Source organism: Helicobacter sp. (assembly GCF_022511165.1).
GTDB lineage: Bacteria > Campylobacterota > Campylobacteria > Campylobacterales > Helicobacteraceae > Helicobacter_C.
In genome coordinates this window covers 27,071-46,813 of sequence record NZ_JAFLSB010000010.1, presented here as the reverse complement: position 1 = coordinate 46,813, position 19,743 = coordinate 27,071, and the positions used below count along the sequence as shown (strand labels likewise).

Sequence of the window (19,743 nt, the reverse complement as noted above, 5' to 3'; positions counted from 1 at the left end):
GTGCAAAATAATGTGAGTATTTATGAGGGAGTAGAATGCGAAGATGATGTGTTTTTAGGACCCTCAATGGTTTTTACTAATGTCATCAATCCACGCGCTTTTATTAATCGCAAAGAAGAATTCAAAAAAACTTTGCTCAAAAAGGGCTGTTCTGTAGGGGCTAATGCCACAATTGTATGTGGGGTTACCATAGGAGAATATGCTTTTATTGGGGCAGGAAGTGTCGTGGTGTGCGATATTCCAGCCTTTGCCCTTGTAGTAGGCAATCCCGCTAAACACATTGCTTGGGTAGATAAAGCGGGTAATCGCTTGGAATTTGATTCTAACGGGATTGCAACCGATAGTTATGATAAAAGCACATATCGCCTCTATAATGACAAAATTATAAAGATATGATATGTTAGCCCCACTCCCCACATTAGAATCCGCCCATATCGCCGTGATTGGCTTAGGCTATGTAGGATTGCCTTTACTTATGGCATTAAGCAAACACTACCCTACTATTGGCTTTGATATAAATCCTACTCGTATAGAATCACTTAAAAAAGGCATTGATACGACACAGCAAGTAAAAGCAGAGGAGATTCTACGCTCTAGCTGTAGCTTAAGCAATGCGCTTTGTGATATTGCACAGGCAAATATTTACATTATTTGCGTGCCTACACCTATTGATGAATATAAAGTCCCAGATCTCTCCGCACTCTTATATGCAAGTGAGCTTGTAGGCAAGGTGCTACAAAAAGGCAATATCGTTATTTATGAATCCACCACCTATCCCACTTGCACCGAAAATGAATGCAAAGACAAGCTTGAAGCCACCTCACACTTGCGCTATAATGAGGATTTTTATCTAGGCTACTCGCCAGAGCGCATTAATCCTAGTGATACCACCCATACCCTTAGCAGCATTTGCAAAATTACTTCAGGCAGCACAGATGAGGCGGGAGATTTGGTAGATTCTCTTTATGCTTCTATTATTACCGCCGGGACGCATCGTGTCTCTTCAATCAAAACAGCAGAAATGACAAAAATCATCGAAAATGCCCAACGTGATCTTAATATTGCCTTTGTTAATGAAATGTGTATCATTTGTGATTATTTAGAAATTGATACACTTGAGGTACTTGAGGCAGCAAAGACAAAATGGAACTTTTTGCCTTTCACGCCCGGCTTGGTGGGGGGACATTGCATTAGCGTTGATCCCTACTATCTCACGCATAAAATGAATAGTATTGGCTATATCCCGCAAGTTATTAGCTCTGGGCGTCTCATTAATGATACGATGCCGCATTTTATCGCACAAAAAATCATTAAGCTAATGATAAAAGCCCATATACAAGTGCTTGGAAGCAAGATTTTGATTCTTGGAATTACCTTTAAGCAAAATTGCCCCGATATACGCGATTCTAAAGTGCCACTCGTCAAAAAAGAGCTTGAAGATTTTGGAGCGCAAGTAAGTGTGTATGACCCACTTGCTAATCCTAAGCAAGTAGAGCAACACTATCACTTTTCACTCATTCAATCCCTACCCACAAAGTATTTTGATGCGATTTTTCTTGCCAAACCACATAATGAATTCTTACATCTTAAGCGCACAAATCTCGCCAAAGATAATCACATCTACTATACACTCACTCCCCATACACTTTTATAAACCATAAAGCTAAAAAATAAAAGCGCGAGAGAATGGAGGGCATAATAGAGCTTTTTTGTAAAAATTGCCCCAATAGCACAGAGAGCAAAAAGACAGAGAAACCACAATGGCGTATAAAATTCGATAGCATCAATATGCAGATTCATAGCCCATTGTAAAAAGCTATCACACAAAGCCCCAAATCCAAAAATATGTGCCACAAGCATAGCAGGAAAAAAGAAGACAAAAAGCAAACTAAGGGGGATACTTATCACACATAGTGGCGTAAAATAAGGAAAAAACCAATGCACAAGCGGAATCATATCAAGGAAAATAAGCGTATTAAATGCAAATGGCACATAGACTACTTTATGCCATAGCCCACGATTGAAGTGCATATATCGCACAAAAAGATAGATAAAAAACACTCCACTCACAGAAAGTCCAAAACCTACACTAAAAATAAGACGAGGAAAAAGTGCTAAACACACGCATACAACGACAAAAAGCAATCGAAAACTTACAAGCTTAATCCCGCTATATACAACCAAGAATCCACATATTGCCATTACAAATGCACGCAAAAATGAGGGGGAGAAATCAAGGATTAAAAGATAAACAAAAAGGCTTATGAGCACAAAAAATCCCACATCAAAATATTTATTACGATAACTTAGTCTTTGATGAAAGATACTATACACAAGACTTAATGCCCCACCAATAACAAAGCTTAGAATCCCCAAATGAAAACCACTAATAGCTATAAGATGTGCAATACCTAATTTATTGCTTAAATCGCGCCATTGTTTTGGAAGAAAATCCGCCATAAAAAGCGTTTGGTATAGCCAAGCAATCAAAGGCTCATCGTGTTGGGATTGTATCCATTCCCTAAGCCAATCCCTATAATCACGCTCTTCAAGTAATGATATACGATAGGAGACAAAAAAGCAATGTTGTAAATAAGCCACAAAAGAGCAATCTAGTCTTTTACCATAGATTCTAATAAAACGATGAGAAAGATCTTTAATATCCTCCCTGCTTGTTGTGTAAAATATCTCCCCCTGCTTTGTTTTAAGCTTAAGCACTTCATAATCTTTGCCATTTTTATGCTTTGTATATTGAGCAATCACTTGCGCATATATCTCTTGCGCCCCTTGAGGTGCAGTAAATTGCATATAAGAGCGATATTCCTGCCAAAGATTCAAAACAAACACACTCACACAAAGACATAAAAAAGTAAGCCATTGTTTTTTATTACTAAAAAGTTCTATATCAAAGGGAGAGTGGGGAGCTTTGATAGAATCTTGCACAATTAAAGGATTTTTGGCATTTCAACTTGCGGAGTGGATTGAGCATTTATTTCCTCCATAAACGCCTCGCCCTCAATGCTTGTCTCTCTCATTTCATATTCTGCTTCACGTGGCTTATCTTCAAAACGTGTGAAACGTTTATTAAACTGAATCTCAATAGTTTTGACTTCGCCGTTACGATTTTTAGCAATGATGATTTCTGTAGGCTCAATCTCGCGCTCTTGATGCTCGGGCTTAAAATCTTTTTCTTTTCCCTCTTTTTTTAATTTCGCATATCGCTCTTTATCCTCGCGCTTTTTATAAATATCTTCACGATACAAAAACAAAATCACATCAGCATCTTGCTCTATCGCGCCAGAATCACGCAAATCAGAGAGCGTAGGACGCTTATCATCTCTACTTTCTAAAAGACGATTGAGCTGTGAAAGAGCAATAATTGGCATTTCAAGCTCACGAGCAAGCATTTTTAATCCACGCGAAATTTCGGCAATTTCTACTTGCTTATTCTGCTCACCCCTACCTCCACTCATTAGCTGCAAATAATCAATAACAGCTGTACTAATTTCAGGGTGCTGTCTTTTTAATCGGCGCAACTCTCCCTTAAGTTGCGCAATGCTTAAAGATGAAGCATCAACAATATAAAGTGGCTGACTTGCCATTTTATCGGCTATTTGGCTTAAACGGCTAAGTTCGTCATTGGTAAGATTTGCTGTGCGTAGATTCTGCAGAGCAATGGAAGATTTTGCGCTTAACATTCTCATACCTAGCTGCAAATAAGGCATCTCAAGGCTAAAAATCACTACGCCTTTATTTGTATCTAAAATATGTTGCGCAAGATTAAGCACAAAAGTGGTTTTACCCATTGAAGGACGCGCACCAATAACAATCAAATCACCTTTGTTGAATCCTGTTGTGAGGCGATTAAGCTCCCTAAAGCCTGTATCAAGCCCTACTACGATATTATTACCACGATTTTTAAGCTCTTTGAGATAATCAATCACGCCACCTGCAACTGCTTGAGCATCATACACATTATTTTGTGCCTTATCTAGCGCTACATCATTGAGCCTACGTTCAACTTCATCAATAATCTCCGCTACATTTTGATTATTATCAAGTGATTTTTCGCGTAAAAAATTTGCTAAATGCTGTAATTCACGCTTGATACTTGCTTCTTTGATTTCATTGATATAAGCTTCAATATTTGCAATAGGATTAATAGCAAGAATCTCAAGTAGCTCTTCTTGTGTAATTTTCTTATTTGAAGGCATTTTGCTTAAAAGAATCTCGCTATCAATAGGGAGATTACTTTTTTGGAGAAAAAGACACATCTCAAAAATATGTTTATGAGAGGAGTGGAGAAAATCATCAGCCTTGAGCTGGGCGGCGATTTCTTCGAATTTTTCAGGGGAGAAAAAAATCGATGAAAGGACGACTTTTTCAATCATAATGATAGGCTCTTGCATAAACACTCCTTAAATAAAAGAACTATTCTACCCTTTTTTGCATTATGCTTCCTTGAGATTATGAACTTTATTCCATAAAAGTGTAAAGCAGCTCCCCTGCCCTCTTTGACTTTGCACTTCAATACGGATATGATACTCATCACAAATGCGTTTAATAAGCGTCAAACCTATGCCAAAGCCTCCTTGAAAATCATTACATCGCACATATCGCTCAAAAATCTTTTTGCACTCTTGTTCAGACATACCACAACCATTATCACTTATGCTTAAAAATCCCTCCTTAAGCGTAATACCAATCCTGCCACCCTTCTTATTATATTTAATCGCATTACTTAATAAATTATCAATCACACAGCTCATTTTTTCGCTACTTGCCACAATAAAACTCGGCGCAATCTCACTTTGTACCTGAATGGATTTTTGCTCAAAAAATGGCGCAAAATATTCTAGCCGCTCTCTTAAAAGCGCATCAAGTGCAATATTTTCGTTTTTATTGCTGATTGCGTGGGGAAAATTATATGCAACTAAATCCTTATACAAATGACTTAAGCTCTTTGAGGCAAGCTTAATGCGCTCTATTTTTTGCATCTGCTGTGGGCTAAGATGATCTTTTTGCAAAGTCTCTATGCTCATCAAAATAATACTAAGGGGTGTGTTAATCTCGTGTGTAGAATCTTTAATAAAACTATTAAGCGAGTTAATCTTTTCGCGCATAGGTTTGAGGCAAAGGCGCACCAAAAAATAAGCAATCACGCCCACTGCAAAAAATGATAAAAGAAAATATACAATAAGTTTAATTTGCAAAAACAACATTTGAGAATCAAGGCTATTATCTTGTATAAACACTTGATAACGTGGATTCTTATAGAGCTTGGAGGGTGGTGCTTTTTCTATTTTTTGCTCTCCTTCTTGCCTTTTGGGTGGAGGGGTAAATCGTGGAGAATACTCGTGCATTGAGGGTTCTATAATCACTTTATTACCACGATAGGCAATACCCTTTTTACGCTCGCTCTCACTTAAAGTTGTATCAAGCGTATCATAAACAATCTGTCCTTTGCGATTATAGATACCCAAAGGATAAGTGATATTTGTTTCAATTTGCTCTAAAGCCAAAGATAAATCATCTTTATTTGTATATAAAATATCATATACTTCAAGGCTTACTTCACGCAAAGTGCTAATTTGCTGTGCAAAGAGATGTCTTTTTTCCTTCGTATATAAAAATCCAAAAAATAAGCACAAAAAAATCCCTGTCGTGCCAAGATAAAGACATAAAATCTTTATAATCGCTTTTTTTGAATTCTCCATTGCGCTTAGACTTCCTCTACTCTCTTGCTATTTTCATTGTAGCAGTAGCCATATCCACGACTATTAATGATGCTATCCTTGCCTAGAATCTTGCGTAGATTCTTCACATAAACGCGCAAACTCATCTCACTTGGCTCTTGATCAAAGCCCCATAATGTATCAAAAATAAGCTCTTGTGGGACATATTTTCCTTTATTTTGAAGCAGAAGTGATAAGAGGAGAGTTTCTTTTTGCGTAAGAGGAACAATAGTTTGGTTTTCATCATAGAGTAATTGCGTGAGAATGCCAAATTTAAAACCATTAGCAAGGGGTATATAATCTTCTTGAGTATGAGAAAACGAACGTTTGAGCAATGTGCTTATACGATATTGAAGTTCTAAGAGTTCAAAGGGTTTTTTGAGATAGTCATCACAGCCTGCCTTATAGCCACTCTGCAAATCATCGATTCTATCAAGTGAAGTAATAAAAATTGCCGGTGTTTCTTTGCCACAATCTCGCAATTCCTTTAATACATCAAAGCCATTACCATAGGGCACTTTTACATCTAAAATCCATAAATCAAAATGTTGCTCATACGCCCCATCAAGCGCATCTTTGGCATTATCATACAATTTTACCTCATATCCTTGCTCCTGCAAAAATTCCAATAAAATTTCAGAAAGCACAAAATCATCTTCGAGCAATAAAATCTTAGCTGACATTTTCCTTCCCTTATTTCTTGCATATTTTAAGCCCTACCCTTAAAGAATAATTTTACAATCTAAAAGAGTGAGGCTTATACTTAATCTAATAAAAAGACTTTATTTCTTATCTTTTTTGCCTTTTTTATCATGCGGGCATTTTTTATCACCATTCATATGTGGCTTTAAACCACTCTCTTGCAATTCCTTAACGCTCATTGAAGAAATGCGCTTTTGAAGTGCTTCGTGTGTCGCTTTTTTGTATTCTCTTAACTGCTTCACAACCATATTTTCAGTGGCTTTTTCATATTGAGCTTTAAGCTTTTCTCTAAAAGCTTTTGCATCTTTTTCGGATTTTTTCTTTAATCGTTTTGAGATTTCAATATGATAATCAGGAAAATCCTCCACCTTTACACTACCAGAGAGCTTAATCAACTCTGCATCACTTTTTTTGCTATAATCTGCGGCATTAAGAGTAGCACAAAGCAATGCACTTAAAGCCATAGCCGCCACACAAAATTTAAGGTTTGTATTTTTCATCACAAACTCCTTATAAAATAAATTTGTCTTTATAGACTTTAAAATCTTGCAATAAGAATATAAAATCAAAGTGAATTAAAAATATTCTTTATAGAGCAAATTTGCACAAGCACAAAGCGAGACAATCACTACAAGAGGTTTAATGATACGCGCTCCATAAGTGGTAGCAAGAGCGGAGCCTAAGTTCGCCCCCACAAATTGCCCAAGTGCCATACATAGCCCCACAATCCACAGAATCTTCCCCCCAAATGCAAAAACAATCACAGAGGCAAGATTTGTAGCGAAGTTAAAAAGTTTCGTATGGGCAAGGGATTGAAGCAAACTAAAACCACCAAGCATAATAAGAGCTAACATAAAAAATGATCCTGTCCCCGGACCAAAAAATCCATCATAAAAGCCAATCCCTCCTAGCACAAATCCTAGAGGGATAGCCCCTATAAGTGCGGGGGATTGTGAATCTTGTGTAACTTTTGGAGAAAAGAGAAAATACAGTGCAAAAATCATAAGCAAAAAAGGAATACATTTACGCAAAAAATCAGATTCAAAGCTCTGCACACATAAGCTCCCAAGCATAGAAGCACAAAATACGACAACCACAAAAGGCAAATGTTTTTTAAGCTCAATATGTCCCTTTCTATAAAAATGCACGCTTGCCCCAAAACTCCCAAAAGAGCTTTGAAATTTATTTGTCCCAAGTGCTTCAAGCGGAGGGATTCCAGCCATTAGTAAAGCAGGGATAGTAATCATTCCTCCACCTCCTGCTATGGCATCAACACAGCCAGCTACAAAAGCTGCTACCACCAAAGCACAAATCGTCCATATACTTATATCAAGCTCCATATTAATCTAAAACCTCATACGATAATATTAAAAGGTGCATTATAGCAAATTGCTACATTGAATTATGTATTTACACCTTAAAATATAAAGCTAAAATCACAGCGCAATATCGCTAGAGACAGGGGATAACTCCCGCTCAAGCGCCTAAGAATCCTTGACAAAAAAGGAGGGTTGTATTATAATACCTCCCTTTTATGTCGGGGCGTAGCGCAGTCTGGTTAGCGCACTTGGTTTGGGACCAAGGGGTCGAAGGTTCGAATCCTTTCGCCCCGACCATTCTTCTTTTATGGTGGGCGTAGCTCAGCTGGTTAGAGCATCAGGTTGTGGCTCTGAGGGTCGTGGGTTCGAACCCCATCGCCCACCCCATTTATTCCCTTTTTTATGCGTTCGTAGCTCAATTGGATAGAGCACCAGACTTCGGATCTGGGGGTTAGGGGTTCGACTCCCTTCGGGCGTGCCACAATTATTTCTAAACAAAAAATAAGCTAGTAAGTTTGTAGCCAACAAAAGCAAAAATATATGAAACTACACTTGTAAAAATAAAAAGATAAGCAATGTATCGCTTTCCACCTGCTTCCTTGCCAAAAACAATACTTGCAGCAAAGCAAGGATTATAAAACATAATAAAAAGAATAAAAGCAACAGCACTTGGCAAACTGATATGCTCTTGCAACACATCGCGCAAAGGCAAATCATTGTTTTCATTAATTTCATCGCCAAGCGCATAAAGCACTCCCATACTTGAGATAATTGTCTCTTTTGCCAAAAGCCCATTAAGGAGCGATACAGAGAGTTTCCAATCAAAATCCATAGGCGAAAAAATAGGCTGTATAAACTGCCCTATGCGTCCAAGATAGCTCTGCTCCACCACTGCGGCTTGATAATTATGCTCTATACTATCAATTTGCTCTTGCAAAGATTCTAATCCACCTTGAATCCTTTCAATATTTCTAGCCTTCTGCTCGTCATCTCTGCCCTCAACACAAGGCACAAAGGCAATGCCCTGCTCTGTCTCCACGAGACACTTATTTGTATCTTGTGCATTCAAAATATCTATCATTATTTGCAAAGTCTGCGTGGATTCTAGCATCTGCTCTTTGAGATGCTCATTTTTAGGAAACTGCGTCCCCACCCAAATAATCACTGAAGCAAGAAGAATAAAAGTTCCTGCTTTTTTGATATAGCTCACAGCTCTATGCCACAGGCTAAAAACAATAAGTTGTGCGCTTGGAAAGCGATATTTTGGCATTTCCATTACAAAGGGTTCATCATCGCCTTTAAACGCAGTAAGCTTAAGAATCTTTGCCATACATAGCCCCACTAATGCGCCAAAAATATAGATTCCATATAGCATATTACCTGCCACTTGAGGTGCAAAAAACGCCCCAATAAAAAGCGTATAAACAGGCAAACGCGCGCCACAACTCATAAAATTAATAATAAAAAGTGTGAGCATTCTATCATTGCGATTTTTAAGCATTCTTGTGCTCATATACGCAGGAACAGAGCAGCCAAAACCTGTAACCAAAGGAATAAAACTTTTGCCGTGCAATCCAAACTTATGAAAAAATCCATCAAGCAAAAATGCTACGCGTGCCATATATCCTGTGCCTTCTAAAAGCACGATACCAAAAAAGAGAATCAAAATATGAGGCAAAAAGCTTAAAACCGCGCCAACTCCAGCAATAATCCCTCCAGAGAGTAAAGAGGCTAAAAACTCATACGCTAAATGCTCCTCTACCCAACTCCCCACATCTGCCATACCTTGCTCAATCCACACTTTAGGGAATTCACCTAGATAAAAGGTTATTTGAAATAAAAACCACATCAAAAGTAAAAAAATGGGAATCCCAAGATATGTATTGAGCAAAATATGATCAAGTTTTTGCGTAAAAGAAAGTCGTGTAGGCACATTTAAATGGCTTGATTCCATACTTGCACCCTTGGCAAAACTAAGCATATCATTATGAAAAATATTCCGCACATTTTTTTCATCACTCTGTTTATAAAGCCTATTAATACATTTTTGGCTAAAACTACTCAACTCTCCCCAACACCCCTTATCGTGTAAATTTTGACTGATAAAATTATCTTGTTTTAAAAGCCTTAACGCTATATCACGTGTATTACGCACACCTTTGTGATTAAGCATAAGGAGATGAGTGATTTCATCATATTGCTTCTCCTGCAAAAACTGATCTATATTATTTATCTCTTCCTCTAAAAAATCTGCATAGATGCGTTTATTGGGTTTTTTCTCACCTGTGGCAACTCTAAGGATAGCATCTAAGAGTGCATTGATATTATCCCCATAAAAAGCCGATACACTCACGCATTCTACGCCAAGAATCTCACCCAAATGCGCACTATCAATCTCAATCCCTTCTTTTTTTGCCTCATCACTCATATTCAGTGCCAAGCACAAAGGTGTATGCAAATCTAAAAGCTGAGTGCTAAGAAATAAGCAACGCTCTAAATTTGTAGAATCTATTACATTTAAAATTACATCATATTCTTCATTTTCTAAAAATTGCCTCGTTACACGCTCTTCAAAAGAATAATCATTTAAAGAATAGGTGCCGGGCAAATCGATAATGCGCAACACATAGCCTTTGTATTCAATGCTAGCTTCTGATTTTTCAATGGTTACACCTGTGAAATTCCCCACCTTTAAATGCACCCCACAGATTCTATTAATCAGCGAAGTTTTGCCAACATTTGGCTGCCCCACGCATACAATCGTAATTGTTTTCATTATATACCTTTAATATATTTTGTATGATTCTTACATAGAATCTTAAATCAATAAAATTAATATTTATTCTTAGATTTTGGTTTAAAATGCTAATTTTATACCAAGATTCACATTGGTGCTATGTGGGTAGTATCGCTCGGACCCGCCGTGAGTATTAAGCACATTTAAAATCGCACTTAAATGTTCGGTAAAGCCAAAATCAATGAGCAAGTTTGCCTCATTGACTCTATCGTAGGGATAACGCATATTTGTTAGACTCATTGCGCGAAACTTCGTGCTACCATATACAATCGCAAAACTTACACGATCAATCGCAAACATTACTTTTCCATACCACAAACTCGCATCAACTCCCTCAAGCAATGCTTTTCCACCCCACATAAAAAATGGACTGATACTATTGCCAAGGGTATTAAGCGACCCCCAACCAATATTTGCACCACTTCCTATATAGCCCCCACTCGCTTCAGCCATACCTTTAACACCCACATATATCTTCACATCAGTATTATAGCCATTGCCATTTTCACCCTTATATCTTCCATATGTTTGCTCAAAACTTGTCGCAAAATGCCCACTCAAGCCAATGTAGGATTGCGAACTTTCATATCGTGCGCTAGCTTTTGCTCCCGCCGCATAAAAGATAGAAGGATTAGCAATACCATAAAATTTTACATCAAACTTTTCGCCAAAATAATATTTCAAACTTGCCTGTGTAAGCCCTAATACGCTATGAGGATTGACTGCATAAAAACCTGTCATTTTATTGTATTGCACATAACCATTATTCTTTACCCACAGCGCTTCTATAAGTGTATTAGGCAAAGAACGATTACGCACATTCACACCATCGATAAGTCTATCTGCCCATTCTGAATCCGCAAATACCCTCCCCACCTTAATGCTTGTATCACCATCAAAATACTCTATATAAGATTGCCCAAGCATTGTGCGATCATTCATATAAAAGTCTCTTGAGGCATCACCTATACCATAACGACTAGGGTTATTAGCAAATTCATTTGCGCCCCATTGTGAATTTTTATCATTTTCATACATCACACCTAATGCACGAAAACTCACTGCGACACGCAAATATTTCCAAAATGCCGAGTGATAAGCTAAACCCACGCTCCCCACGACATAACTTGCTTGACTTAAATCATTTTTTGCACGAGAATTTAGCGGTGTATCTGCCCCATTTGTGTAATTTCCATAAAATGTAATATCTCCGCTTGAAACACCATTTTCGAGCGCCTCATCAAGGCTATCATACGCCCACACATTAGCACAAATTATCAAAATTAAAGTAATTTTTTTATACATAGCTATATCCATAAATTATCCAAAAGTCGTGTTTGCCCCACCTTTGCCGCGAGTAAAAATATACTCTCTCCTTGCGTAATATGCGTAATGGGAGCAAGGGAATGATTATAAAAATCTGCATAAAAAATATAATCCACACTCCCCAAACTCTGCAAGGCAAGAGAGCGCAGAGGCGCAACTTCATATTGTCCCCCCTCTATCTCCTCTTTAATACGCATAATCGTGCGAGGAATACATAATGCCCTCTCTCTCTGCTCTGGGCTTAGATAAATATTGCGCGAACTCAATGCCAACATATCACTATCCCTTTGTATGGGGCAAGGCACAATTTCTATGGGTAAAAATAAATCATTAACCATTTTTTGAATAATTAATACTTGTTGGGCATCTTTTTGCCCAAAATACGCCCTATGCGGCATAATAAGAGAAAAGAGTTTGAGGACAACTTGTATAACTCCTGCAAAATGTGTAGGACGATCAAAACCCTCTAGAATATAGCCCATTTTAGGGGGTGGATTAAAACTTATTTCATCAATACCATACATTTCTTGTGCATTAGGAGCAAATACCGCATTTACTCCCGCCTTTTCACATAAAGCTATATCTTGCTCTAATGTTCGCGGGTATGCACCAAAATCCTCATTTTCGCCAAATTGCGTAGGATTCACAAAAATAGATACAATTGTAAAATCATTTTCTTTTAAGGAAGTATGAATAAGACTTAAATGCCCAAGATGTAGCGCACCCATTGTTGCTACAAAACCTATGCGCCTATGAGCAAGGCTTTGGCGATAGGCTTTTATCTCTGCAACGCTATGAATGACTTTCATCGCACCTCCTTCAAATCGATTGAGCATTAATTTTATAGCTAATAAAGCAAAACATTATTGCATACCCTCAAAGCAAAGAATCCTCTCTACCACAGCAAGGGGATTATCTGCCTTATAAATAGGGCGACCAATTACCACAAAATCACTCATTGCTTCCTTAGCGCTCTCAAGTGTTGCTACACGTTTTTGATCATCTGCTTCCTCGCCAAAAGGGCGAATACCCGGTGTAATAGTTAAAAAATCCTGCTGTGTAGAATCTTTAATTGCCCTGCTTTCTTGCACAGAACATACCACACCATCAATCCCCGCACGATAAGCAAGGGTAGAGAGTTTTAGCGTATGAGAGAAAAGAGGGGCATTATAAATTTCCATAAAACCCTCATTTTCAAAACTTGTAAGCGCACTCACACCCACGATTAGAGGCATATTGCTTCTACTTTGTTTCAATGCTGCAATCTTCTTCATCGCCTCAAATCCACAACTTGTATGAATAGTAAGCATATCCACGCCTATTTTTTGCACCTCATCTATGGCATCAAGCATTGTGTTTGGAATATCATAGAGCTTCAAATCAAGAAAGATTTTATAATCTCCGCTATGACGCAAAGATTCTATGCCTTTAATACCATCACGGATAAAACTTCGCAAACCTACCTTAAGCCAAATGCGTTTTTTTTGCGCATCGCTTAAAGGCAAGAGATGATGCACCAATGCACAATTTTGCTCTAATGTGGGATTATCAAGGGCAATGCAAAGCTTCATCTGTATCCTTTATTATCCCTTATAAGCCGATGTGGTAAGTTTCTTTTGAGTTTTGCTTAGTGCATCAAGCACGCCATTAATGAATCTTGGCGCACTCTCTTCTCCACCATAGAGTTTGCCTAGCTCAACTGCTTCATTTATAACCACAGGTGTATCTGTGTCTGTGTAGAGTATCTCATACGCACCAAGCCTTAGCATAGCGCGCTCCATTCCACCCAAACGCGAAAATTCCCATTCTTTCAAATGGGGCGCAATACACTCATCAATTTGCGCTAAATGCGCTATTACCCCCTGTAAAAGAGCATAGGCAAAATCTTGCTGTTTATTTTTAATCTTTTTCTCATCAAACATACTACGCGCCATAAGCAAAATATCTTCATTTCCTACATCATAGGCATATAACATACCTATAACTGCCTCTCTTGCTTGTGTGCGTGTCGCCATAGCTATGCCCCGAGTTTTCTATAAAGATTAATAAGCTCAATCAGTCCTGCCATTGATTCAAAACCCTTATTTCCTACCTTTGTCCCCGCCCTCTCAATAGCTTGTTCAATGGTATCGGTTGTCAAAACACCAAAGGTTACAGGTGCGCCAAATTTAAGTGTAACATTAGCAATGCCTTTTGTAGCTTCTGCAGATACATAATCAAAATGAGGTGTAGCTCCTCGTATCACTGCACCCAAGCAACAAACGCCATCATATTCTCCTTGAGAGAGAATCTTTTGCAATGCAAAAGGGATTTCATACGCACCCGGCACAAGCACCAAATCAAGCAATTCATCGCGTCCTCCGTGGCGTAAAAAACAATCCTTTGCCCCTTCTACTAATCTATCAGTAATGAGATGGTTAAAGCGCGAACTCACGATAGCAATACGCTCATCGCCCATAAGCTGCAATTTGCCTTCAATAATATTCATTCCAATCCTCCAGATTCAAGATTTATTTTTGCATAAATTTATCTAATGCACAAAGCTGTTCTACAAGCGGGATAAGCGCATCTGTTTGCACCATATTTGGTCCATCACTCAATGCCTCTTTTGGATTTAAATGTGTCTCCATAAAGAATCCATCTACTCCCACAGCTGCTGCTGCTTTTGCAAGATAAGGCACAAATGAACTATCTCCACCGCTCTTACCTCCTGCAGCACCGGGCATTTGCACACTATGAGTAGCATCAAAAATCACAGGCGCAAACTGACGCATTATCACAAGTGAGCGCATATCCACGACAAGATTCCCATAACCAAAGCTACTGCCTCGCTCGGTAAGCCACACGCCATATTTTTGAGACTGCTCATAAGTTGCCTTATCCCCTCCACGTGTCTTTATAGCTTTTAAAACACTATGCTGCATATCTGCGGGATTCATAAACTGCCCTTTTTTGATATTCACAATGCGCTCTGTCTTTGCCACCGCCACAATCAAATCAGTTTGGCGACATAAAAATGCAGGGATTTGTATCACATCTGCTACTTTTGCAATAGTAGGTGCTTGGTAGCTTTCGTGTATATCAGTGATGATTTTATAACCAAATTGCTTTTTAATTTCACCTAAAATCTCAATCCCCTCTTCTAAGCCCGGTCCGCGATAGCTATCAAGACTCGTGCGATTTGCCTTATCAAAGCTTGATTTGAAATAAAAATCAATATTGGGATTCTCATTCAAAGGTTTTAATGCTTTTGCTACTGCGCTTAATGCTTCATATCCCTCAATAACACAAGGTCCGCTCATTAAAATCATTTTTCCTCCTTAATTTATTTTATTGATAAGCTTAAATTCACGTTTTATCATATTATAGTTAAAAATTTCGCCTGTTTCGATAATATAATACCACCCATAAATATTTAACTCCCCCCTATCAAATCGCTCCTCCACAAAAGGATAAGTCATTAAATTTTCAAGCTGATGCTCCACATTCATTTGTTCCATAAGCCAAGTGCGTTTAGCCTTTGAGCTAGGCTTTAGCTCATCGACTTTTTGCTTCACTGGCTCTAAAAGCTCAATCCATTTTTTCACATACGGCGCATTAGCAAGTTTTTCTGCATCTTCATAAATTGCCGAACAAGCCCCACAATCGCTATGCCCGCAAATAATCACATTTTTAATATCAAGGATACTCAAGGCATACTCAATCGCTGAAGTCGTTGCCAAATATCCCCCACGTATGCCCTTATCTTTTCCTAAATAAGGGGGGACAAGATTCCCCATATTGCGTATTACAAACAAATCGCCCGGCAATGTATTTGTAATGAGATTTGGCACAACACGTGAATCCGTGCAAGTAATCAATAGCGTATGTGGCTCTTGGTGCTTTTTGAGGCTTTCATAGAGGGCTTTATGCTCATTATAATCTTCCTCACGAAACTTAATCGCCCCTTCAAACAATTCTTTCATTGACTTTGATACCCTTTTATAAGCTTTATTTATTTTTTGCAAATACGAGATTCCAAACTAATGGATTCTGCGAAAACTTATGGCATTATATCAAACTAAAATAATCAAAAACGCTAGAATCTTAAATTCTTAGGGAACAAAATGGGCGAACTACTTGGAAATATCATTAATTATATTGTCGAGCTTGTGGGGACTTTAGGCTATGGAGGGATTTTTATAATGATGTTTTTAGAATCAAGCTTTTTTCCCTTTCCCTCCGAAGTAGTGATGATTCCTGCAGGGTATTTAGTTTTTAAAGGTGAAATGAATGCAATCATTGCGGTATTTTGTGGCATTCTTGGCTCACTTGCTGGAGCATTATTTAATTATTATATTGCCTTAAAACTTGGACGAGAATTTCTCATTGCTTATGGTAAATATGTTTTTTTTACAGAAGAAACAATGCAAAAAATGGAAGCTTTTTTTGAAAAACACGGACATATCAGCACTTTTGTTGGGCGATTAATTACTATCGTGCGCCAATACATATCCCTCCCCGCAGGACTTGCTAAAATGAATCTTGTGAAATTTTGCCTCTATACAAGTCTTGGGGCTGGAATCTGGGTGATTATTCTTACTCTCATTGGCTACTATGCCGGGGCATTTCTTACGCAAATAAGCCTTGATTCTATCATTCACGCCTTTACCTCAACAAATCCAACTGATGAGCAAATGCAGCTTAGAGGCATTGTCAAACAGGTAGGATTATGGATATTTGGCTTTGTGATACTCTGCGTTGGGGGCTATGTATGGTATTGGCGTATGCAAAAATCAAAAAATATCCATAAAGATTCTTTGTTATAATTTAAGATAATTAAGCATAGCTTATTACCCCTCTTTACACAAGGGTTTAGTTTATATTTTATTCCTAAAGGTTAAAAATGTCAAACACAATACTCCCTCAAACTCAAAATGCTCTCCCCATTCTTACCATAGCTGGGAGCGATTGTAGCGGTGGAGCTGGGATTCAGGCGGATTTAAAAACATTTAGCGCACATAAACTCTTTGGTATGAGCGTGATTCTAAGCGTAGTAGCCGAAAACACTGCACGCGTGATTTCTAGCTATGATGTGCCAATTCCTTCTATTAATGAACAAATAGAAGCAGTTTTTGAAGATATTCCGCCTTGTGCGACAAAAATTGGTATGCTTGGCTCAAATGCCATTATTGATTGTATTGCAGAGAATCTGCGCTATTATAAACCCCAAAATATCGTCCTTGATCCTGTAATGTTTGCCAAAAATGGCTTTGCGCTGATGCCACAAGACACTCGCAATTATTTTAAGCAAATGATTCCTCTCTGTGATGTGCTTACGCCAAATATCCCTGAGGCACAAGAGCTTTGCGGATTTGAAATACATAACATACAAGATATGCAAAAGGCGGCACTATGTTTGTATGATATGGGAGCAAAGGCGGTTTTGCTTAAAGGCGGACATAGCGTAGAAAATGCTAATGATGTGTTCTATAATGGGCATTTTCATATTTTAGAATCTCCTAAGATTGATACCAAAAATACACACGGCACAGGCTGCACATTAAGCTCTGCTATTGCTTGCAATCTCGCTCTAGGCTTTGATAGTCTCAATGCCATTAAAAGGGCAAAAGAATATGTGTTTAATGCGATTTTATATTCTCTCAATCTCGGCAAGGGTAATGGTCCCACAAATCACTTTTTTCGATGATTCTTGCTTTATTAAACATACAAAATCATTAGGCTTTATCAAAAGCCATATTGAAGATTTTTGATTCTAAGAAAAAGGAGTTGTAAAAAGAGGATTTTTACTTAAATTATGAAGCATATGGCTCTAGGCATAATCTCTTTTTTAGTTTTTAAGGGATTGGTATCTATGATTTTTTCATACCCAAGAAAAAAAGGCTTAATCTTTGCAATAAAGTGGGTTTTTGCTGTGAGTATTGAAGTAGGAGACGAAGAATCTTTTTGCGCCCAAAAAACAAAGCGCAATTCATCGGGCTTAAACCCATACCGCCATCGCCTTGGGGATTTGCGCCAAATTTGAGTAAAAGTTCTGCTATATGCTCATAGCCTTTGAAACACACACCTGCGAGGGGAGTATGGTTTTTATCATTTTTTTTATCAACTAATGCACCATATTTTAAGAGTAGCTCTGTTGCCTCAAAATGCCCATTATATGCAGCAAGCATCAAAAGTGTGTTGCCGCTTTCATTGCTCAAATTCACATTTAATCCTGCATCAAGTAGAATCTGCAAGGAATGCACATCATTATTGCGTGCGCAATCAAGTGCATAGGCGCAAAGCTCGGTGAGCTTTGCTTCTTCCTCTTGTGTAAATTTTACCTCACTCACAGCCCTACAAGCTCCGCTACTCGCTTACCATAAGCAGGGTCAGCTTTTGTAAAATGCTCAATTTGACGCTTTTTAATCTCTACGGGCACACCTTCCATTGCTTCCTTGATATTTTGACATAATATCTCTTTTTGCTCACTGCTCATTAGGCGATATAAATCTCCTGCTTGGCTGTAATAGTCGCTATCATCATCTCGATGATTGTAGCGATTCATCACATCACCTCCGCTTATGTGCAATGATGGCTCAAGCGCATTAGGATCTTCAGCATAATCATTAAATGCGCTTGGGTTGTAGTTACGCGCTCCACCAAAATCACCTCTTTGCATAAAGCCATCTCTATGTGTATTAACAACCGGCGCAACGGAGGCGTTCACAGGAAGTTGAGAGTGGTTAATACCAAGGCGGTATCGTTGTGTATCGCCATAGCTAAAGAGTCGTCCTTGTAGCATTTTGTCAGGACTATAACCAACACCCGGGACAATATTTGCTGGGTTAAAGGCAGATTGCTCAACTTCAGCAAAATAATTCTCCGGATTCTTATTAAGCTCTAGGATTCCTACTTCAATAAGTGGGTAATCTTTATGACTCCAAGTTTTTGTTAAATCAAAGGGGTTAAAGCGATAGGTTGCTGCATCTTTTTCTGGCATAATTTGCACGCAGAATCGCCATTTAGGGAAATTACCTTTTTCAATGTTTTCAAACAAATCTTTTTGATGAGATTCTCTATCTTTTGCTACAATCGCTTCTGCTTCTCTATTTGAAAGATTGTGGATTCCTTGCATTGATTTGAAATGGAATTTTACCCAAAAACGCTCATTTTTCGCATTAATAAAGCTATAAGTATGGCTACCAAATCCGTGCATTTCGCGGTAACTTCGTGGAATCCCTCTATCACTCATCAAAATGGTTACTTGATGCAAAGATTCTGGGTGTAAGCTCCAAAAATCCCACGCTGCTGTATTGCTACGCAAGTTTGTCTTTGGATCTCGTTTTTGAGTATGAATAAAATCAGGGAATTTAATTGCATCTTTGATAAAAAAGACAGGTGTGTTATTGCCCACAATATCCCAATTTCCTTCATTTGTGTAGAATTTAAGTGCAAAACCACGCACATCGCGCTCTGCATCTGCTGCACCCCTCTCACCTGCAACGGTTGAAAAGCGCAAAAATGCTTTTGTTTTCTTACCTACTTTGCTAAAAATATCTGCTTTAGAATAAGCAGTAATATCATTAGTAATTGTGAGTTCTCCATATGCTGCACTACCCTTAGCGTGAACCACGCGCTCTGGGATTCTTTCTCTATCAAAATGCGCTAATTTTTCTAATAGCCAAGTATCCTGCAAAAGTGTAGGACCTCTGCTTCCTGCAGTGATAGAGTTTTGATTATCGCCTATTGGCGTTCCTGTTGCTGTTGTAAATTTCTTTGACATTCGCATCTCCTTTTTAATTTAAGTTTGAGTTATCAATATAGCTAAAAATAATTAATAAATAATTATTATCCTTTGTATTTTTTCAAACAACCTATATTA

General features: G+C 38.2%; 20 protein-coding genes and 3 tRNA genes. 7 read left to right on the top strand and 16 right to left on the bottom strand.

The features are described from left to right. Both J1E28_RS02670 and J1E28_RS02665 read left to right on the top strand, forming a co-directional pair. A partial coding sequence (locus J1E28_RS02670; protein WP_291026401.1) for an acyltransferase occupies nt 1-396 on the top strand: 396 nt, incomplete at its 5' end. 1 nt (nt 397) lies between these two features. Next, nucleotides 398-1,654 carry a nucleotide sugar dehydrogenase gene (locus J1E28_RS02665; RefSeq protein ID WP_291026400.1) on the top strand — a complete coding sequence of 419 codons (1,257 nt, stop codon included), beginning with the start codon at nt 398-400 and terminating at the stop codon, nt 1,652-1,654. On the opposite strand, the gene J1E28_RS02660 is transcribed toward J1E28_RS02665, so the two are convergent. The 6 genes from J1E28_RS02660 to J1E28_RS02635 form a co-directional block, all read right to left on the bottom strand. Beyond that, the gene (locus tag J1E28_RS02660; protein WP_291026399.1) at nt 1,624-2,943 is read right to left on the bottom strand and encodes a ComEC/Rec2 family competence protein; all 1,320 of its coding nucleotides are present in this window, start codon (nt 2,941-2,943) and stop codon (nt 1,624-1,626) included. The two genes, J1E28_RS02665 and J1E28_RS02660, sit on opposite strands and share 31 nt — an antisense overlap. A 2-nt stretch (nt 2,944-2,945) precedes the next feature. Then, on the bottom strand, nt 2,946-4,409 hold the full coding sequence (locus tag J1E28_RS02655; RefSeq protein WP_291026398.1) for a replicative DNA helicase: 1,464 nt from the start codon (nt 4,407-4,409) through the stop codon (nt 2,946-2,948). A 42-nt stretch (nt 4,410-4,451) separates the two neighbouring features. Next, on the bottom strand, nt 4,452-5,717 hold the full coding sequence (locus J1E28_RS02650) for a HAMP domain-containing sensor histidine kinase (protein WP_291026396.1): 1,266 nt from the start codon (nt 5,715-5,717) through the stop codon (nt 4,452-4,454). 5 nt (nt 5,718-5,722) lie between these two features. Further along, nucleotides 5,723-6,418, bottom strand: coding sequence for a response regulator transcription factor (locus J1E28_RS02645; RefSeq protein WP_291026395.1), 696 nt, complete (start codon nt 6,416-6,418; stop codon nt 5,723-5,725). Between the two features lie 99 nt (nt 6,419-6,517). Then, on the bottom strand, nt 6,518-6,937 hold the full coding sequence (locus J1E28_RS02640; protein ID WP_291026394.1) for a DUF1104 domain-containing protein: 420 nt from the start codon (nt 6,935-6,937) through the stop codon (nt 6,518-6,520). Between the two features lie 75 nt (nt 6,938-7,012). Next, complete coding sequence (locus J1E28_RS02635; RefSeq protein ID WP_291026393.1) at nt 7,013-7,777, bottom strand: TSUP family transporter; 765 nt, start codon at nt 7,775-7,777, stop codon at nt 7,013-7,015. Nucleotides 7,778-7,975: 198 nt separating this feature from the next. Here J1E28_RS02635 and J1E28_RS02630 point away from each other — a divergent pair. The 3 genes from J1E28_RS02630 (at nt 7,976) to J1E28_RS02620 (ending at nt 8,237) form a co-directional block, all read left to right on the top strand. Further along, nucleotides 7,976-8,053 (top strand) — tRNA-Pro (locus J1E28_RS02630). A gap of 13 nt (nt 8,054-8,066) precedes the next feature. Beyond that, a tRNA-His gene (locus J1E28_RS02625) sits at nt 8,067-8,143 on the top strand. A gap of 17 nt (nt 8,144-8,160) precedes the next feature. Then, a tRNA-Arg gene (locus J1E28_RS02620) sits at nt 8,161-8,237 on the top strand. A 9-nt stretch (nt 8,238-8,246) separates the two neighbouring features. Here J1E28_RS02620 and feoB read toward each other — a convergent pair. The 8 genes from feoB to J1E28_RS02580 all read right to left on the bottom strand — a co-directional run bounded on the left by feoB (nt 8,247) and on the right by J1E28_RS02580 (nt 15,844). After that, entirely contained in the window at nt 8,247-10,532 is a 2,286-nt protein-coding gene (gene feoB / locus J1E28_RS02615; protein ID WP_291026392.1) for a ferrous iron transport protein B, read from the bottom strand. Between the two features lie 81 nt (nt 10,533-10,613). Beyond that, nucleotides 10,614-11,858: an Opr family porin gene (locus J1E28_RS02610; RefSeq protein ID WP_291026391.1), complete on the bottom strand. Its 1,245-nt coding sequence runs from the start codon at nt 11,856-11,858 to the stop codon at nt 10,614-10,616. A 2-nt stretch (nt 11,859-11,860) separates the two neighbouring features. Then, nucleotides 11,861-12,688, bottom strand: coding sequence for a pantoate--beta-alanine ligase (gene panC / locus J1E28_RS02605; protein WP_291026390.1), 828 nt, complete (start codon nt 12,686-12,688; stop codon nt 11,861-11,863). Nucleotides 12,689-12,742: 54 nt separating this feature from the next. Further along, nucleotides 12,743-13,450 (bottom strand): orotidine-5'-phosphate decarboxylase, encoded by a 708-nt coding sequence (gene pyrF / locus J1E28_RS02600; protein WP_291026389.1) that lies wholly within the window; start codon nt 13,448-13,450, stop codon nt 12,743-12,745. A gap of 12 nt (nt 13,451-13,462) precedes the next feature. Beyond that, on the bottom strand, nt 13,463-13,894 hold the full coding sequence (nusB, locus tag J1E28_RS02595; protein ID WP_291026388.1) for a transcription antitermination factor NusB: 432 nt from the start codon (nt 13,892-13,894) through the stop codon (nt 13,463-13,465). A 2-nt stretch (nt 13,895-13,896) separates the two neighbouring features. Then, nucleotides 13,897-14,367, bottom strand: a complete 471-nt coding sequence (gene ribH, locus J1E28_RS02590; protein ID WP_291026387.1) for a 6,7-dimethyl-8-ribityllumazine synthase — start codon at nt 14,365-14,367, stop codon at nt 13,897-13,899. A gap of 22 nt (nt 14,368-14,389) precedes the next feature. Beyond that, on the bottom strand, nt 14,390-15,190 hold the full coding sequence (kdsA, locus tag J1E28_RS02585; RefSeq protein ID WP_291026386.1) for a 3-deoxy-8-phosphooctulonate synthase: 801 nt from the start codon (nt 15,188-15,190) through the stop codon (nt 14,390-14,392). Between the two features lie 9 nt (nt 15,191-15,199). Then, nucleotides 15,200-15,844, bottom strand: a complete 645-nt coding sequence (locus J1E28_RS02580) for a carbonic anhydrase (protein WP_291026385.1) — start codon at nt 15,842-15,844, stop codon at nt 15,200-15,202. 141 nt (nt 15,845-15,985) lie between these two features. Between J1E28_RS02580 and J1E28_RS02575 the strand changes: the two genes are divergently transcribed. Both J1E28_RS02575 and thiD read left to right on the top strand, forming a co-directional pair. Then, nucleotides 15,986-16,687 (top strand): DedA family protein, encoded by a 702-nt coding sequence (locus tag J1E28_RS02575; protein ID WP_291026384.1) that lies wholly within the window; start codon nt 15,986-15,988, stop codon nt 16,685-16,687. A 77-nt stretch (nt 16,688-16,764) separates the two neighbouring features. Beyond that, entirely contained in the window at nt 16,765-17,568 is an 804-nt protein-coding gene (gene thiD, locus J1E28_RS02570; protein ID WP_291026382.1) for a bifunctional hydroxymethylpyrimidine kinase/phosphomethylpyrimidine kinase, read from the top strand. Between the two features lie 163 nt (nt 17,569-17,731). Here the strand turns inward: thiD and J1E28_RS02565 are convergent, their stop codons facing one another. Beyond that, nucleotides 17,732-18,211: an ankyrin repeat domain-containing protein gene (locus tag J1E28_RS02565; RefSeq protein WP_291026381.1), complete on the bottom strand. Its 480-nt coding sequence runs from the start codon at nt 18,209-18,211 to the stop codon at nt 17,732-17,734. Then, nucleotides 18,208-19,644, bottom strand: a complete 1,437-nt coding sequence (locus tag J1E28_RS02560) for a catalase (protein WP_291026380.1) — start codon at nt 19,642-19,644, stop codon at nt 18,208-18,210. Before J1E28_RS02560 ends, J1E28_RS02565 begins: the two co-directional genes overlap by 4 nt. Nucleotides 19,645-19,743: the final 99 nt, after the last annotated feature.

Coding starts and splice junctions, on each gene's coding strand:
- J1E28_RS02645 (WP_291026395.1), bottom strand. CDS start 6,418: ATGTCAGCTAAGATTTTATTGCTCGAAGATGATTTTGTGCTTTCTGAA.
- J1E28_RS02650 (WP_291026396.1), bottom strand. CDS start 5,717: ATGGAGAATTCAAAAAAAGCGATTATAAAGATTTTATGTCTTTATCTT.
- kdsA (WP_291026386.1), bottom strand. CDS start 15,190: ATGATTTTAATGAGCGGACCTTGTGTTATTGAGGGATATGAAGCATTA.
- J1E28_RS02640 (WP_291026394.1), bottom strand. CDS start 6,937: ATGAAAAATACAAACCTTAAATTTTGTGTGGCGGCTATGGCTTTAAGT.
- nusB (WP_291026388.1), bottom strand. CDS start 13,894: ATGGCGACACGCACACAAGCAAGAGAGGCAGTTATAGGTATGTTATAT.
- J1E28_RS02665 (WP_291026400.1), top strand. CDS start 398: ATGTTAGCCCCACTCCCCACATTAGAATCCGCCCATATCGCCGTGATT.
- pyrF (WP_291026389.1), bottom strand. CDS start 13,450: ATGAAGCTTTGCATTGCCCTTGATAATCCCACATTAGAGCAAAATTGT.
- J1E28_RS02610 (WP_291026391.1), bottom strand. CDS start 11,858: ATGTATAAAAAAATTACTTTAATTTTGATAATTTGTGCTAATGTGTGG.
- J1E28_RS02655 (WP_291026398.1), bottom strand. CDS start 4,409: ATGCAAGAGCCTATCATTATGATTGAAAAAGTCGTCCTTTCATCGATT.
- J1E28_RS02580 (WP_291026385.1), bottom strand. CDS start 15,844: ATGAAAGAATTGTTTGAAGGGGCGATTAAGTTTCGTGAGGAAGATTAT.
- feoB (WP_291026392.1), bottom strand. CDS start 10,532: ATGAAAACAATTACGATTGTATGCGTGGGGCAGCCAAATGTTGGCAAA.
- J1E28_RS02635 (WP_291026393.1), bottom strand. CDS start 7,777: ATGGAGCTTGATATAAGTATATGGACGATTTGTGCTTTGGTGGTAGCA.
- J1E28_RS02560 (WP_291026380.1), bottom strand. CDS start 19,644: ATGTCAAAGAAATTTACAACAGCAACAGGAACGCCAATAGGCGATAAT.
- thiD (WP_291026382.1), top strand. CDS start 16,765: ATGTCAAACACAATACTCCCTCAAACTCAAAATGCTCTCCCCATTCTT.
- ribH (WP_291026387.1), bottom strand. CDS start 14,367: ATGAATATTATTGAAGGCAAATTGCAGCTTATGGGCGATGAGCGTATT.
- panC (WP_291026390.1), bottom strand. CDS start 12,688: ATGAAAGTCATTCATAGCGTTGCAGAGATAAAAGCCTATCGCCAAAGC.
- J1E28_RS02575 (WP_291026384.1), top strand. CDS start 15,986: ATGGGCGAACTACTTGGAAATATCATTAATTATATTGTCGAGCTTGTG.